At 70.8% G+C, this 13,984-nt stretch carries 11 protein-coding genes, 1 tRNA gene and 3 pseudogenes; 8 read left to right on the top strand and 7 right to left on the bottom strand.

From position 1 onward, the window contains the following. Nucleotides 1–22 precede the first annotated feature (22 nt). Together QQM67_RS27445 and QQM67_RS27440 are read right to left on the bottom strand one after the other, a co-directional pair. Nucleotides 23–1,090: a glycosyltransferase family 2 protein gene (locus QQM67_RS27445; RefSeq protein WP_314177567.1), complete on the bottom strand. Its 1,068-nt coding sequence runs from the start codon at nucleotides 1,088–1,090 to the stop codon at nucleotides 23–25. 298 nt (nucleotides 1,091–1,388) lie between these two features. After that, a complete protein-coding gene (locus QQM67_RS27440) occupies nucleotides 1,389–2,741 on the bottom strand; it encodes an NAD(P)/FAD-dependent oxidoreductase (protein WP_314177566.1) in 1,353 nt (450 codons plus the stop codon). 186 nt (nucleotides 2,742–2,927) lie between these two features. Between QQM67_RS27440 and QQM67_RS27435 the strand changes: the two genes are divergently transcribed. The 3 genes and pseudogenes from QQM67_RS27435 to QQM67_RS27425 form a co-directional block, all read left to right on the top strand. Next, a tRNA-Pro gene (locus QQM67_RS27435) sits at nucleotides 2,928–3,001 on the top strand. Nucleotides 3,002–3,154: 153 nt separating this feature from the next. Next, nucleotides 3,155–3,561, top strand: a pseudogene (locus tag QQM67_RS27430) (IS110 family transposase); the annotation flags it as partial. 131 nt (nucleotides 3,562–3,692) lie between these two features. Continuing rightward, nucleotides 3,693–3,827, top strand: a pseudogene (locus QQM67_RS27425) (SDR family oxidoreductase); the annotation flags it as partial. 82 nt (nucleotides 3,828–3,909) lie between these two features. Here QQM67_RS27425 and QQM67_RS27420 read toward each other — a convergent pair. Next, nucleotides 3,910–4,566 carry a type III effector protein gene (locus tag QQM67_RS27420; protein WP_314177565.1) on the bottom strand — a complete coding sequence of 219 codons (657 nt, stop codon included), beginning with the start codon at nucleotides 4,564–4,566 and terminating at the stop codon, nucleotides 3,910–3,912. 127 nt (nucleotides 4,567–4,693) lie between these two features. Here QQM67_RS27420 and QQM67_RS27415 point away from each other — a divergent pair, with 127 nt between their 5' ends. The 3 genes from QQM67_RS27415 to QQM67_RS27405 all read left to right on the top strand — a co-directional run bounded on the left by QQM67_RS27415 (nucleotide 4,694) and on the right by QQM67_RS27405 (nucleotide 6,199). Beyond that, nucleotides 4,694–5,131, top strand: coding sequence for an Hsp20/alpha crystallin family protein (locus QQM67_RS27415; protein WP_314177562.1), 438 nt, complete (start codon nucleotides 4,694–4,696; stop codon nucleotides 5,129–5,131). Nucleotides 5,132–5,245: 114 nt separating this feature from the next. Beyond that, nucleotides 5,246–5,674 carry a DUF2267 domain-containing protein gene (locus QQM67_RS27410; RefSeq protein WP_399067751.1) on the top strand — a complete coding sequence of 143 codons (429 nt, stop codon included), beginning with the start codon at nucleotides 5,246–5,248 and terminating at the stop codon, nucleotides 5,672–5,674. Nucleotides 5,675–5,743: 69 nt separating this feature from the next. Beyond that, complete coding sequence (locus QQM67_RS27405; RefSeq protein WP_314177561.1) at nucleotides 5,744–6,199, top strand: DUF2267 domain-containing protein; 456 nt, start codon at nucleotides 5,744–5,746, stop codon at nucleotides 6,197–6,199. Between the two features lie 344 nt (nucleotides 6,200–6,543). Here the strand turns inward: QQM67_RS27405 and QQM67_RS30740 are convergent. Next, nucleotides 6,544–6,609, bottom strand: a pseudogene (locus tag QQM67_RS30740) (protein phosphatase); the annotation flags it as partial. Nucleotides 6,610–6,770: 161 nt separating this feature from the next. Here QQM67_RS30740 and QQM67_RS27395 point away from each other — a divergent pair. Next, entirely contained in the window at nucleotides 6,771–7,814 is a 1,044-nt protein-coding gene (locus QQM67_RS27395; RefSeq protein ID WP_314177558.1) for a methyltransferase, read from the top strand. A gap of 135 nt (nucleotides 7,815–7,949) precedes the next feature. On the opposite strand, the gene QQM67_RS27390 is transcribed toward QQM67_RS27395, so the two are convergent. Then, nucleotides 7,950–8,675 (bottom strand): VC0807 family protein, encoded by a 726-nt coding sequence (locus QQM67_RS27390; RefSeq protein WP_314177556.1) that lies wholly within the window; start codon nucleotides 8,673–8,675, stop codon nucleotides 7,950–7,952. A 219-nt stretch (nucleotides 8,676–8,894) separates the two neighbouring features. Between QQM67_RS27390 and QQM67_RS27385 the strand changes: the two genes are divergently transcribed. Then, the gene (locus QQM67_RS27385; protein ID WP_314177554.1) at nucleotides 8,895–10,925 is read left to right on the top strand and encodes an FAD-dependent monooxygenase; all 2,031 of its coding nucleotides are present in this window, start codon (nucleotides 8,895–8,897) and stop codon (nucleotides 10,923–10,925) included. Between the two features lie 108 nt (nucleotides 10,926–11,033). On the opposite strand, the gene QQM67_RS27380 is transcribed toward QQM67_RS27385, so the two are convergent. Together QQM67_RS27380 and QQM67_RS27375 are read right to left on the bottom strand one after the other, a co-directional pair. Next, the gene (locus QQM67_RS27380) at nucleotides 11,034–12,653 is read right to left on the bottom strand and encodes an acyl-CoA carboxylase subunit beta (protein WP_314177552.1); all 1,620 of its coding nucleotides are present in this window, start codon (nucleotides 12,651–12,653) and stop codon (nucleotides 11,034–11,036) included. Between the two features lie 28 nt (nucleotides 12,654–12,681). Next, on the bottom strand, nucleotides 12,682–13,938 hold the full coding sequence (locus QQM67_RS27375; RefSeq protein WP_314177550.1) for a cytochrome P450: 1,257 nt from the start codon (nucleotides 13,936–13,938) through the stop codon (nucleotides 12,682–12,684). Nucleotides 13,939–13,984: the final 46 nt, after the last annotated feature.

Below are 13,984 nucleotides of genomic sequence, written 5' to 3'. Positions count from 1 at the left end.
GGCGGGCCGGGACACGAGCGCCTCATGCGACCACCGGCCCTCTCCCTTTCTCGTACACCGTCAGGCCCCGCGACAGCCGCAGCGGCACCAGCACGAGCTCGACGGCCACGGCCTTCCAGGCGTAGAGCAGATTCACGACCTTCGCGGGATAGACGCACGGGATGTTCAACAGCACGCGTCCCAGCGGCAGTCGGCGTCTGCGCGCCGCGTACACGAGCGGCGGCAGCGTGAAGACCAGCTCCGCACCCAGCCACCACAGCGCGGTCTGCAGCGCAGGACGCCCCAAGCCGAGCGTCAGGACGAACGGAGCGCTCCACCACAGGGGCGCGGTGAGGATCTCCAGTATCGCCAGCAGCACCCACACCGCGAGCATCGGTTTCCTGCGGACCAACTGCCCTGTGTGCAGGCGCACGTTCTGGCAGAAGCCAGCCATCCACCGCCAGACCTGTTTGCGCATGTAGAGCAGCGTCTCCGGGTCCGCAGCCCAGGCGACCGCGTCCCCCACGTACCGTGCGCGACGCCCCGCGATCTGCTGTGACCAGGTGAAGTCCATGTCCTCCACGATCGTCCGCTCCGGGAACCCACCGAAGTCCACCAGCACTTGCCTGCGGAAGACCGAACAGCAGCCGGAGCACACCATGGGGCTGTCGGCACGCGCTTGGATCGGCCGGTGCCAGTGGAACCCGAAGAGATACTCCACGGAGCGCCCCCGCTCCCACACGGTGCGCGCGAAGCGCGTCTGCACATTGCCGGCCGCGACGACCACCCGCGGATCGTCGAAGGCGGGAAGCATCCGCTCGATGTAGTCCTTCGCGAGCACGGTGTCGGCGTCGACCGCCAGCACCAGATCCGTCGAGCAGTGCGGCAACGCGTAGTTCTGCGCCCGGGCCTTACTGCCCAGATTCCGCGGCGGACGCAGCACCGACACCCCGTACCCGCGCGCCACGTCGCCCGTCCTGTCCCGCGACGCGTCGTCCACGACGATGACCTGCTCCGGCGGCACGGACTGCGCGAGCACCGACTCCAACGTGGCGGGCAGACCGGCCTCTTCGTCGTGCGCCGGGATGATCACCGTGACGCCGCCGGCCATGCCGTCACCCCCCGGCTGCCCGTCGCCGCTCCGCCTGCGACCGCCTTCCCCGCGCCTCCGGACGGCCGTGCCCGACGGCACCGCCGCAGGGCCTCACGAGCTATGGCGACGGCTCCGACCACCCCGTAGACCAGCACGCTCACACCGATGAACGGCAGCCCCCCGTGCATGAGCTCCTCCTCTTCGCACCCGGCCCGGCGTCTCTCGCCGGGAACGAAGACAAGCTAACCCGCCGTCGTGACTCAGTGTCGCGGCCCGCTACTTTCTGTGGACAGAGCGGGAATTGTGCACAACTCGCTCACCCTTCAGAGGCCCTTCCACTCCCCGAGGACCACCCCGGAGAGCGCGCCAGCTCCGGCGACGCGGACTCCAGCGGCACCGACCACGACCTCACCAGCCCCAGCTGGACGGCCTGCCGCGGCAGCACCGCGTCCATCAGCCAGTCCGCGGCCACGCGTACGCGGTTCCCGGGCAGCGCCAACAGGTGATAGGCGCGCGTCAGGGCATTGGCGACAGGCCCCGACAACGGCACCCCCAGCGGATTCGCCGCCGCCTGCACCCCTCCGAGATCGACGGTGAATCCCAGGTCGTTGTGCTTGTACGGACGCCGCTCCCCGTACCCGTACGACGCGGCGATGTTGTGCGCCACCGCCTTCCCCTGCCGCACCGCGTGCTGCCCGGTCATGGGCGTGTACTGGCCCGGCCTCGTCAGATCCGGCACCGCCGCGGCGTCTCCGCACGCGTACACCTCCGGATGGCCCGGCACCTGCAAGTACTCGTCCACGCACAGCCGCCCCTTCTCCGAGGGCAGTCCCATCTCCTCGATCAGCGGATCGGGTCGCACGCCGACGCACCAGATCAGGGAGTGGGTGTTGATGAACTCCCCGTCGTCCAGGAGGACTCCGTCCTTCGTGGCCTCCTTCACCGACATGCCTGTACGTACTTCCACACCGCGCCTGGTCAGCACCTGGTGCGCGGTCCTCGACAGGCGCTCGTCCAGCTCGGGCAGCACGCGCGGGGCGATGTCGAGAAGCATCCAGCGGGGCAGCCGGTCACCGCGCAGCCCGTTGCCGGACCGGCGGTGCTGCTTGGCGAGCGAATCGGTGAACAGCTTTCCGTGCGCGGCGACTTCCGTACCCGTGTAGCCCGCACCGACGACCACGAAGGTGCAGCGTGCGTCGGCTTCTGCGGGGTCCTCGCTCGACGCCGCCATCGCGATCTGCCGCGTCATGTGATCACGCAGATACAGCGCCTCCGGCATGCCCCGGAATCCATGCGCGTGCTCGGCGACTCCGGGGATGGGCAGCAGCTTGTTCACGCTGCCCACGGTCAGTACGAGCCGGTCGTAGCGCAGCTCTCCCCCCGTGCCCTCCGGGTCCACGTACGTGATCTTCCGCGACGCGAGATCGACCCCGTTCACCTCGCCGAGCACGAGCCGCACGTCACGCAACGTACCCGCAAGGGACACCGACACCCGGCGCGGCTCCAGAACCCCTGCGGAGACCTCGGGGAGCAGGGGCAGGTAGAGGAAGTAGTCGTTCGGGTTGACGAGTACGATCTCCGCCGCTCCGCGGAACCTGCGGGAAAGTGTCCTCGCTGCCCTGTATCCGGCGAATCCAGCTCCGACGATGACTATGCGGGACCGGCTCACGGCTGGCGCTCCAGACCTCGGGGACCTTCGCGGACCCTGGCCGCAGTTCCCCTGGCCTCCCGGCCCAAACCATGCGGGCCCCGGCCCCGTCGCACCAGGAAATGGGGTGCGCGAGCATCGCCGGCCGTCATGTATTGTTCTTCGTGCGCGAGCGGCGCGGGCACAGCACCCGGGCCGGATCGGCACCGGGACGTGGCGCAGTTTGGTAGCGCACTTGACTGGGGGTCAAGGGGTCGTGGGTTCAAATCCCGCCGTCCCGACAACACGGTAAGGCCCGCTGACGGAGAGAGAATCTCCAGGTCAGCGGGCTTTTTCTGTGTCACTCACGGGGTAAGCGCACGATCCGCAGGGTGCTGTTGCGGGGGCGGCTTGGGGACCACTTGGGGGCCAGAAGCTGTGCGGCCGGCGAGGAGATGAGCCTTGAGCGCGGCACCGGCCAGTTCGTGAGACTGGTGATCAGGGTGCAGGTAGCGTCGGGTGGTGCTCAGGGAACCGTGTCCGGCGATCGTGCCCACCACGGGCACGGGCTCACACCGACCGGCAAGAAGGTCTTCGACAAGCAACTGCCCAACAGCGAACCGAAGTTGCGGGCCGTCTTCGACAAACTGGCCGCGAAGTCCGACACCGAGCTGGTGATCGTGGACCAGCTCGCCTCGATCGGCGCCCTGCCTCTGACCGTCGCCCGGAACGCCGGATGCAAGGTCGCCTACCTCCCGGCCTGGCGACGCGCCAGATCGCTGATTTCTATCCCGGCGAGGCCAAGACCGACGCGAAACGGCAACCGGCAGTTCAAGCGCGCGATGTTCCTGTCCGCGTTCGCCGCCCTGCACGAACCCGCCTCCCCGCACCTACTACGACCGCTGCCGGGCCCGCGAAAGACCCACACTCAAGCCCTCCTCCGCCTCGGCCGCCACCGCATCAGCGTGCTGTTCGCCATGCTCCGCAACAGCACCCGGTGCAGCGGGTCTGCCACCCGCCGAGATGGCCGACGCCGCGGCCTTCCTGTGCGCCGAACAGGCCGCGTACATCACCGGCGCCGTCCTGGACGTCGACGGCGGGTTCGGCGTAGGCACGGCTCAGAGCTGAACACAGCCCGGAAGCAGGGCTGTTGACCTCTGGTCTGCTTCGGGACCCACGCGGGTACGGCCCGCCGCGGGACCGCCGGGCGTCACGTGGCCGTACGACGCTCCTCGCCGCTGGCCTGCCGGAGCGCGTCGGTGTGGCGGGTGAGGGCGTCGACTTGAGCGGCCAGGTCGTCGTGGCTGCCGGTGAGGTAGCGACGGGCGCCGTTCAACGGCCCGAGGAGCGCGGCGGGATCACTGCTGCCGAGAGCCTGCGCGAGGGGAGTCCGGACCTTGGCGGGCAGGTCGGTGAGTGCGGTGACCTGCCCGGCGAGCTGGCGGAGATCGGCAGCGTTGCCGCGGGCCCAGGTGGTGACGGTGCGATCGGCCGCGCGGCGATCGCGGACGGCCCGGATGCGCTGTTCACCGTTGGCCCCGGAGGCCCCGGGGCGCAGCCGCAGATAGCGGCGTTCGGCGGCCTGGCGGCTCGCGACGCCGAGCGGGTGGGCGAGTTCGGCCCAACTGGCGCCGGCCTCACGGGCCGTTTCGATCAGCCTGGGTTCCCATCCGGCGAGCTGATCGCGCAGTTCGCGCAGAAGCAGGAGGGCGGCCAGAGCCTGCTCGGAGCTGGCGTCGGGGCCGGGCTCCTCCTCGCGCCGCCGGGTCTGAGCGGTGCGGACGGCTTCCTCGATGATCTCCAGCGCTGCTCTGGCGGCGAGGAAGGAGCTGGGTGAGGAGGCCGATGCCTGATCCTGTGCGGCCATGCGATCACTCTCCGCATCGTCAACCGTCGGATGACGAGCTTGCTTGTCATCGTTTCGATGACATGTTACAAGAGAGGCAGGTACCAGCGCATGGGCATGGATTACCTGGAGTGGAGGTGTTTTCACGATGCTGATGCGCACTGATCCCTTCCGTGAACTCGACCGGTTCGCCCAGCAGTTCTTCGGCAGCACATCCGGCACCTGGTCGCGCCCCGCGTCGATGCCGATGGACGCCTACCGCGAGGGCGATGAATACGTCATCGCCCTCGATCTGCCCGGCGTCGACCCGGATGCCATCGACGTCAACGTCGAGCGGAACATGCTGACGGTCCAGGCCGAGCGCCGTCCCCTCAGCAAGACCGACGAGACGCACGTGGAACTCTCGGAGCGGCCGCTGGGTGTCTTCTCACGCCAGCTGGTGCTGGCCGACACGCTGGACACCGAGCACATCAGCGCCGACTACGACGCGGGAGTCCTCACGGTGAGAGTCCCGATCACCGAGCGTGCCAAGCCGCGCAAGATCGCCATCGGCGCGTCCCCGGGACGCAAGGAGATCCGGGCCTGAGGCACGGCCTCACCGGCAGCGGCGCAGGGCGGGCTGCTCTCCCCTCCCTCCGCAACTCCCGCCCTTCGCCGCTGCGCCCTCCGCTCACAAGCCGGAAGGAGGAACGGGGCAGTCATGGTGGCCGTACGGTGGGAGGTGTTCCTTGAGCAGGTACAGGAACGCGGCGAGTACCCGACCCATGCGGAGGCCGACCGGGCGGCGCGCACCGTACTCGCCCTGCTGGGGGCGCACTTGGTCGGTGATGTACGGGCCGAGCTGGCCGCCCGGCTCCCGGAGACCTTCGCGCTGATCCTGCTCAATCCTCTTCAGGCGGCCGAACCGCTCTCCGCCGAGCGGTTCGTGCGGGCCACTGCGGCGTGGATCGAGGGAGCCACCGAGCAGACGGCGGCCTGGGACGTGGGCGCCGTGCTCAGCGTGGCCGCCGACGCGGCAGGCGAGGAGCTGACCCGCCGCGTCCTGCTCCAACTGCCCCCGGGTTATGACCTGCTCTTCGGCCGCCCCCAGGACACCACGTCCCACGACCACAGTCCGCAGAACCGGTGACCGCGCTGCCACCGGCCGACGGACACCAGCCCATCCCACAACGAGAAACAAGAAAGGTGCAGCCCGCCCATGCCGTACTCGTCGGGACACTCGACGACTGTCACGCCGACCACCACCGTCACGCCCGCAATGTCGTACGCGCAGATGCTGGAGCGCGTGCGCTACGACGGCGCCTACCCCACCCGGGAGCGGGCGGAGGAGACGCTCCGCGACGTTCTGACCGCACTCGGCCGCCGGCTCGCCGGAGAGGAGAGGGCGGAACTCGCCGCCCGCCTCCCCCGCGAGGCCGCCGCGATTTTCACCGCGCAGACACCCGAGTTCGACCGGCTGACAGGGTGGGCGTTCGTCAAGGACCTGGCCGTGCGCACCGGCGGCACGCTTGCCACCACCCGCTGGGATGTCGGTTCCGTCCTGGGCGTCGTGGCTCAACTGGCGGGCCCCGAGCTGCTCGACCGCGTACTCGCGCGGCTTCCCTCCGGCTACGCGATCCTCTTCGGCCGCGCCGAACTCGTTCAGGCGGCGTGACCGCACCCGCGCCCGTGCCCGAGTGAGCGCGAATGAGGTGGTCTCCGACGAGCCCTTGCGGCCCCGCCCCGACACGGTCTGGCACGGGTGGAGCGGACGCTGGCAGTCACTGGCGATGAGCCCCAGCCCAGCGCACAAGGACGCGGCCTTCCCGAGGAGGGCGACCTTAGGCTGCTGCGTCCGGATCACCGGGTTCAGGTCGTGCCGGGAGCGACGCATCTCTTCGAGGAGCCGGGTGCGCTGGAGCAGGTGGCCGCGGCGGCGCGTGAGTGGTTCATGCAGGCGGCCGAGGCGCATGCGGAGGGCCGCGCCTGACGACCGGGGGCACAGCGGGCCGCACGGTACGGGCGGGGACCGGCGGAAGGGGGGCGGCGCAGGGCGCGTCCGCGCACCAGGCGTCCCGACGGCATACGAAGCACTCCGGCGGCGGCCGGATTTCAGGTGTGGCTCACCCTCGCAACGCTGGACCGGGGCCGGTCCAGCCGATGTAGGGATTCCACTAACGGGCGCGGCCGTAGCGTCGGGCGGGTAGCGAGGTCCGTGGACCGTCACAGTGCGGGGAGATGTGTAGATGACGAACGCCGGGTCCGGACCGTCGCAGTTGCCGCTGTTGCAGCTCACCAACGGCTTCATGAGTTTCAAGACCTTCGCCGCCGGGGTCGAGCTGAACGTCTTCACGAAACTCGCGGGCGGGCGGGCCGTGACCGTAGAGGAGTTCGCCGAGCTGATCGGCATCGAGCTGCGGCCCGCGGACATCCTCCTCACGGCGCTCACCTCGATCGGGCTTCTGGAGAAGGACGGCGACAGGTACCGCAACGCGCCCGTGTCCGAGGAGTATCTGGTCGAGGGGCGCCCGTACTTCTTCGGCGGATATCTCCAGTTCTACAACTACGCGATGTATCCGGGCTGGCAGCACGTGGTGCAGTCGCTGCGCACGAACCGCCCGATGTTCGTCGACTCCGACAAGCAGGACAGCGTCTTCGCCTCCGACGAGGACCGCTTCCTGATGGACTTCTTCTGGAACGCGATGCACGCGCTGGCCGGTTACACGGCGCGTGCCCTCGGTGAGGTGTACGACTTCTCGCGGCACCGCAGGCTGCTGGACGTGGGCGGCGGTTCCGGCGGCTTTCCGATCGAACTGTGCCGTACCACAAAGGGACTTGAGGCGTCGGTCTACGAACTCCCCCACGTGTGCGACATCGTGCGGGAGAAGGTGGCGGCCGCCGGTATGGAGCATGCAGTCACGGCGGTGCCGGGTGACTTCAACGCCGATCCCGAACTGCCGGGCGGACACGACGTGATGCTGCTCAGCCAGGTCCTCCACTGCGGTGACGAGGCCGCCAACCGCGAGCTGCTGAAGAAGTGCTGGGACGCCCTGGAGCCGGGCGGTTCGGTTCTCGTGTGCGAGCTGCTGGTGAACGCGGAGCGCACCGGGCCGTCGACGGCGGCACTGATGGGGATGAACATGCTGCTCTCCCACCCCGGGGGGCAGAACTACTCGGAGGCCGACTACGCGTCGTGGCTCACCGACGCGGGCTTCCAGGACCCGTACGTGGTGCGCTTCGAGGCGGCGGGCGCCAACGGTGCGGTCGTCGCACGGAAGCCCGCCGCGTAGCTCTCGCGGGCGGGCCGACGCGGGCGGAACCTGCCCTCGTCTTCAAGCTGTCCCCGACTCCCGGGCGTGCACGCCTCGTTCAGGCTCTCCCGGCTGCCTGCCCGTCCCCCGTCCACTGTGGTCCGCGGTGGATCGCTACCGGCGCGATGCCCCCGACTCCGTGGTACGGGCACCGGCCTCGGCAGTGATCATCTTCTCCATCGGTTTGGTGGCGAGCGGTCCCGAGACGGCGACGGCGACCGCCACGCACGCTCCGAGGATCACCGTGCCGAACCAGACCATGAAGTCGACGGGCAGCGTGTAGGCGCCTATGACGCGCAGCACGCACTCGGTCAGCAGCGCGAGGCCCCACACCACCGAATAGCGCCGCTCGGCGGTCCTGAAGCGGCCCGGAGAGGCGGACAGCCGGTCCCATGCGGCGCCTCGTTCCGCGTCGCCACGCACCAGCCAGGGCCGCAGCGCCGCCGACATCAGCGGCGCTCCGCGGAGGGTGGAGATGAGCACGACGATGCTCAGTGCGGCGGTGGCGCCGCTGTCCTTGGCGAGCATCAGCCGGGCGTCGCCCGTCCACAGGCTCAGTACCAGTCCGACGAGAGTGACGACGAGGACGGCCAGGGCGAATCGGTTGGTGCTGCGGCGTACGAAGACGCTCCACGACGTGCGGGCCGCCGGCATGACGCTGCTCCACGCCAGGGAGGCCATGACGCTCAGGCCGGCTCCCTTGCTGAGCACGTAGTAGCAGGTGATCGGCACGCCCACGTCCAGCAGGAGGCCGAAGATGCCGGCGAGGGCCGACTCCTCGCCGTTGCGCCGCTCTTCCCCCGGGGAGTGCTCTCCTGGGCGTTCGGTCTGTTCGCTCATGTACTCCCCTTCGTCAGGAGGGCAGGCGGCACGGGCGGTCAGTACACAGCAACGCGTTCCGGAAATCCCCTAGTCGCCGGGCTCCCGGGACGGTTGGCCGCGTCGGCCCATGTCTGCCCGCTCCCGCCCGGGTGCAGCCGGACGGCCGCCGGAGACTGAGCGATCACCTAGTGCCCGCCGCCTTACGCTCGCCGGCACGTCCCCAGTGAGGAGGCCCCCGTGTCCGACTCGGCCGTTCCCCCCGCGCCTGCGGATGCCGCCGTCGACGTCCCCGTGCTGATCGCCGGAGGGGGATGCGCGGGGCTGACCGCTTCGATGCTGCTGTCCGGCCTGGGAGTGGGGACCTGGCTGGCGTGCGCGTCACCGGAGACGTCCGTACTGCCGAAGGCGCATGTGCTGAGCCAGCGCACCATGGAGATCTTCCGCGATGTGGCGCTGGCGGAGAGCGTGTACGAGCTGAGCACTCCGCCGGAGAACATGTCGCACGCCGGCTGGTACGCGGGGCTGGCGGGCGACCGGGAGGAGTACGGGCGCCGGTGCGGAAGGATCGAGGCATGGGGGGCGGGAGGGGCGAACCCGGCGTGGGCCGCGGCCAGCGCGTGCCGCCCGGCGAACCTGCCGCAGATACGGCTGGAGCCGCTGCTGCGGCGGCGCGCTGAGGAACTGGCCCCGGGCTGCGTCCACTTCGGGCATGAGGTGACGGGGTTCGAGGAGGACGAGGACGGGGTGACCGCCACCGTCGTGGACCGATCCCGCGATTCTGCCTACCGGGTCCGCGCCAGGTATCTGCTGGCGTGTGACGGCGGCCGGCTCATCGGCCCTTCCCTGGGCGTGGGCATGGAGGGGGCCGACGACATCGCCCGCATGGTCTCCGTCCACTTCTCCGCCGACCTGTCGGAGCTGCTGGAGGACGACGAAGTGCTGGTGCGCTGGCTGTGGTTGCCGGAGTCCGGCGTGGGCGTCTCCCTGGTGCCGATGGGGCCCCGCAACTGGGGCCGCCGCTCGGAGGAGTGGGTCGTCCACCTCAACGGCTCGGAGGAGCCGAGCACTTCACTCGACGACGAGGCGGTGGTCGCGGAGCTGCGCGAGTCGCTGGGGCTGCGGGACCACGAGCTGTCGGTCCACCGCATCACCCGCTGGCGTCTGGAGGGTGTCGTCGCCGAACGCTACCGCGTGGGACGGGTGTTCCTGCTCGGCGACGCCGCGCACCGCCATCCGCCGACGGGAGGCTTCGGTCTCAACTCGGCGGTGCAGGACGCCCACAACCTCGCCTGGAAGCTCGCGGCGGTGCTGCACGGGCACGCCGGTGACGGCCTGCTCGGCAGCTACGAGGACGAGCGCAAGCGCATCGCGGCGTGGAACGTGCAGCACGCGGTGAACAACGCCGTCAACCATCTGATGGCCGTGCAGGCGATGGGGATGGGCCCCGGCAGCGATCCGGAGGCCAACTGGGCCGCGCTGCACCGCCTTTGGGGAGACGAGGAGAAGGGCGCGAACCCGGGGGACGGCCCGGCCGCCGCCCCCGGTGAGCACGCTGCGGAGGACGACGCGGCAGAGGCTGCGGCAGCCGGCGCGGTAGACGTCGAGGACGCGGAGAACGCCGAGAACACGGCCTTCCGGGTGCGGGCGCTGCGCGCGATCGCCGGCCAGTCCATGGAGTTCGACGCGCTGGGCCTGGACTACGGCTACACCTACGAGGTGTCGGACGCCGTCATCGCCGACGGTACGCCCGTGCCCGACAACCCCGACCCCGTCCGCATCTACCGGCCCGGTACCCGCCCCGGTGCGCCGCTGCCGCACGCGTGGCTGGACAGCCCGGCGGGCGCGCGGCTGCCGGTCGCGGACCTGGTGCGGCCGGGCGCGTTTCTGCTGATCGCCGGGGAGGAGGGCGAGGAGTGGGTCGCCGCGGCCGAGAAGACCGCCGAGTCGCTGGAGGTCCCCCTGGAGGCGGTGCGCGTCGGCCATCTCGACGGCGACTTCCTGGACCCCCGCTCGGCGTGGGTCGCGCACCGGGGCGTCGGCCCGCGCGGAGCCGTGCTGGTCCGCCCGGACCGGTTCGTCGCGTGGCGTTACCCGGAGGGCGTTCAGGACGCGGTAGGGGCGCTGACCGATGCGCTGGCCCGCGTACTGGACCGTGCGGACGGTGCGCCGGGGCGGGAAACGGGGCAGGACGCCCCGGGCAGCGGTGCGGGTGCGGGGGCGGAGCCGACGAGCGAGCAGCAGGGCTCCGGGGCCGGGCCTGTGCGGTAGAGACGGGAGAGGTCCAGCGGGCGGTCGCCACTCGCGACGGTCTCAACTCGGTCCGCCAGCAGCCCAGTCGGGGTGTGCGGAGGCTTCGGCGGCTCGCTTCGCGTCGTGTCAGACCGGCGGGTTGCCGTGCTTGCGGTCGGGCAGGCGGGCGTGCTTCGTGCGCAGCATCTCCAGGGCGCCGGTCAGTGCGGCCCGTGTCGCGGCGGGGTCGATGACGTCGTCGACGAGTCCGCGTTCCGCGGCGTGGCAGGGGTGCAACAGCTCCTGCTCGTAGCGCTTGGCGAACTCGGCCCGGGCCGCGGCCGGGTCGGCTGCCTCCTCGATCTCCCGGCGGCGCACGACGTCCACGGCGCTGCCGGCTCCCATCGCGGCGATCTCGTTGTGCGGCCAGGCAAGCGCGATGCCGGCGCCCGCGGAGCGGCTGTCCATCGCGATGTACCCGCCGCCGTAGGCCTTCCGGAGGATCAGCGAGACCCGCGGGACGGTGGCGTTGCAGTAGGCGTAGAGCAGCTTCGCGCCGTGCCGGAGGATGCCGCGGCGCTCCTGGCCGCCACCGGGGAGGAAGCCCGGCACGTCGACGAGGGTGACGAGGGGGATGTTGAAGGCGTCGCAGGTCTGAACGAAGCGGGCGGCCTTGTCGGAGGCGTCGATGTCGAGTGAACCGGCAAGCACCGAGGGCTGGTTGGCGACGACGCCGACGACGTCTCCGTCCAGCCGGGCCAGGGCGCAGATCACGTTGGCCGCCCAGGAGGCGTGCACTTCGAGCCAGTCGCCGTCGTCGGCGATCTCCTCGATGACGGCCTTCATGTCGTAGGGCCGCCGGGGATCGGCGGGCACCAGGTCCAGCAGCCGCGGCGTGCGGCGGCCGGGTGGGTCGAACGGCTCCTCGCGGGGCGGCAGTTCACGGTTGTTGGCGGGCAGCAGACTCAGCAGGTGCCGTACGGCGGCGAGGCAGCTCTCCTCGTCGTCGTGGACGAAGTGGGCGAGGCCGCTTGTCCGTCCGTGGACGTCGGCGCCGCCGAGATCCTCGTGGGTGGTCTCCTCCCCCGTCACGGTGCGCACCACGTCCGGCCCCGTGACGTACATGCGGGATACGCCGCGTACGGCGAACACGAAGTCGCTGAGGGCGGACGCGTAGGCCGCTCCCCCGGCGCACGGGCCGAGGACGACGCTGATCTGCGGGATCATGCCCGACGAGCGGACCTGGCGGCGGAAGATGCCGCCGTATCCGGCCAGCGCCGTCGCTCCCTCCTGTATGCGGGCGCCCGCGCTGTCGCCGATGTCGACCAGGGGCGCGCCGGCCGCTTCCGCGAGGTCCATGAGGCGGTGGATCTTCTCCGCGTGGGCTGCTCCCAGGGAGCCGCCGAGGCAGCGGAAGTCGTGGGCGCGGACGAAGACGGGGCGCCCGTCGACGGTGCCGCGTCCGGTGACGACGCCGTCGGTACGCGGACGCTCGTCCTCCAGGCCGAGGCCGCCGGCGCGGTGGCGCCGCAGCGGCTCCAGCTCCTGGAACGAGCCCTCGTCCAGGAGCAGTCCGAGGCGTTCGCGAACCGTCAGCCTGCCGCGTTCGTGCTGGGCGCGGGTGGCGGCCTCGCCGGGGCCGTCCAGCGCCTGACGGCGCACCTCCCGCAGTCGCTCGACGTGCTGCCGGATGCCGGGCGGCGCGGTCCGCTCACGGGCGGGCCGATCGTCGGCCAGGGGACCGCGTACATCGTCCACTGCGGTCATGCCAGGCTCCCCTCCGGCAGCCCGACGGCTACCAGGTGATGGGCAGTTCGGCGAGGCCGCCTGCGAGACGGCCTCCCGGGTGCGGGCGCAGTTCGCTCTCCGGAACGGCCAGCCGGAGTCCGGGCAGCCGGTCGAAGAGCGTCGTGTACGCGGACTGGAGCAGGATCCGCACCAGCGGCGCCCCGGTGCAGTGCCGCATTCCGTGCCCGAAGGTGAAGTGGGGGTTCGGGGTGCGGGTGACGTCGAACTCGCCGGGGCGGTCGAAGACGCGGGGGTCGAAGTTGGCGAGGGAGAAGTCGAGAAGCACCAGGTCTCCGACACGGATCGTCTCGCCGGCGATCTCGATGTCCTCGTGGGCGTAGCGGGGCAGGACGGGGCTGCCCACGGTGGCGCGCAGCACCTCGTCGACGGCGCGGGCCATGATCTCCGGGTCGTCCATCGCCGCCGCGCGCTGCTCGGGGTTGGTGGCCAGCAGCAGCGTCCCGAAGTCGATGTGGCTGGCGACCCCGGCGAGCCCGGTGAAGAGCAACGTCACGGTGTGCAGGCCGATTTCGTCGTCGCTGAGGCCCGACTCTATGAAGCGTGAGATGACGTCGTCGGTGGGTTCGCTGCGTTTGCGTGCGCCGATGCGGGCGGCGTAGCCGAAGAGGGCGGCCATCTCGTCGTCGTCTCCGGAGCCGTCCTGCCCGGGTTGTTCCCCGCCCGCGGGGGTGCTCTCGTCGCCGCGGTCGACCTCGCGGGCGCCGTCCATGCGGGCCAGCAGCTCCTCGCGGTCCCCGGGCGGGATGCCGATCATGTCGCACAGCGCCTGCTGCGAGTACGGCATGGAGAAGTCGGCGTGCAGGTCGGCGGGGCGGCCCTTGTCGAGGATGGCGTCGATGCGCTGCTCGGCGATGGCGTCGACCCTGCTGCGGTGGTCCAGTACCTTCCGGGCGGCGAAGCTCTTGGTGTAGAGGACCCTCTTGGCTTCGTGGGACTCGCGCTCCGCCTGCGGGTCGGCGCTGGTGATGAGCATGTCCAGCATCGGGTTGCGGATGTAGCGGGGTGCGTTCTCGGGGTCTGCGTGGGTACGGGCAAGCCTGTCGTCCTGGAGCAGGGCCTTGACCTCGGCGTGGCGGGTGACGATCCATCCCTCGTCGCCCGCGGGTGTGCGTATGCGGCACACGGGCGCCTTCGCCTGGAGGCTCAGGCGCAGCTCGGAGAGCGTGAGGATGGCGGGCTGTTCCTCTTCGAGCGTGGGCAGTTCGGCTGCGGATCCGACGGCGGATTCAGCTGCGGGTGTCATGCGTGGGCCTCCTGAGGGCGGGCGTGTTGGCAGGGCGGGCGGTCCG

It is taken from the genome of Streptomyces winkii (assembly GCF_032248595.1).
GTDB lineage: Bacteria > Actinomycetota > Actinomycetes > Streptomycetales > Streptomycetaceae > Streptomyces > Streptomyces winkii.
This window is presented reverse-complemented; position numbering and strand designations above follow the sequence as displayed.

Bases quoted from the DNA above. Each gene is read 5' to 3' on its own strand.
- QQM67_RS27445 (WP_314177567.1), bottom strand. From the start codon at position 1,090: ATGGCCGGCGGCGTCACGGTGATCATCCCGGCGCACGACGAAGAGGCC.
- QQM67_RS27420 (WP_314177565.1), bottom strand. From the start codon at position 4,566: ATGGCCGCACAGGATCAGGCATCGGCCTCCTCACCCAGCTCCTTCCTC.
- QQM67_RS27415 (WP_314177562.1), top strand. From the start codon at position 4,694: ATGCTGATGCGCACTGATCCCTTCCGTGAACTCGACCGGTTCGCCCAG.
- QQM67_RS27410 (WP_399067751.1), top strand. From the start codon at position 5,246: ATGGTGGCCGTACGGTGGGAGGTGTTCCTTGAGCAGGTACAGGAACGC.
- QQM67_RS27405 (WP_314177561.1), top strand. From the start codon at position 5,744: ATGCCGTACTCGTCGGGACACTCGACGACTGTCACGCCGACCACCACC.
- QQM67_RS27395 (WP_314177558.1), top strand. From the start codon at position 6,771: ATGACGAACGCCGGGTCCGGACCGTCGCAGTTGCCGCTGTTGCAGCTC.
- QQM67_RS27390 (WP_314177556.1), bottom strand. From the start codon at position 8,675: ATGAGCGAACAGACCGAACGCCCAGGAGAGCACTCCCCGGGGGAAGAG.
- QQM67_RS27380 (WP_314177552.1), bottom strand. From the start codon at position 12,653: ATGACCGCAGTGGACGATGTACGCGGTCCCCTGGCCGACGATCGGCCC.
- QQM67_RS27375 (WP_314177550.1), bottom strand. From the start codon at position 13,938: ATGACACCCGCAGCTGAATCCGCCGTCGGATCCGCAGCCGAACTGCCC.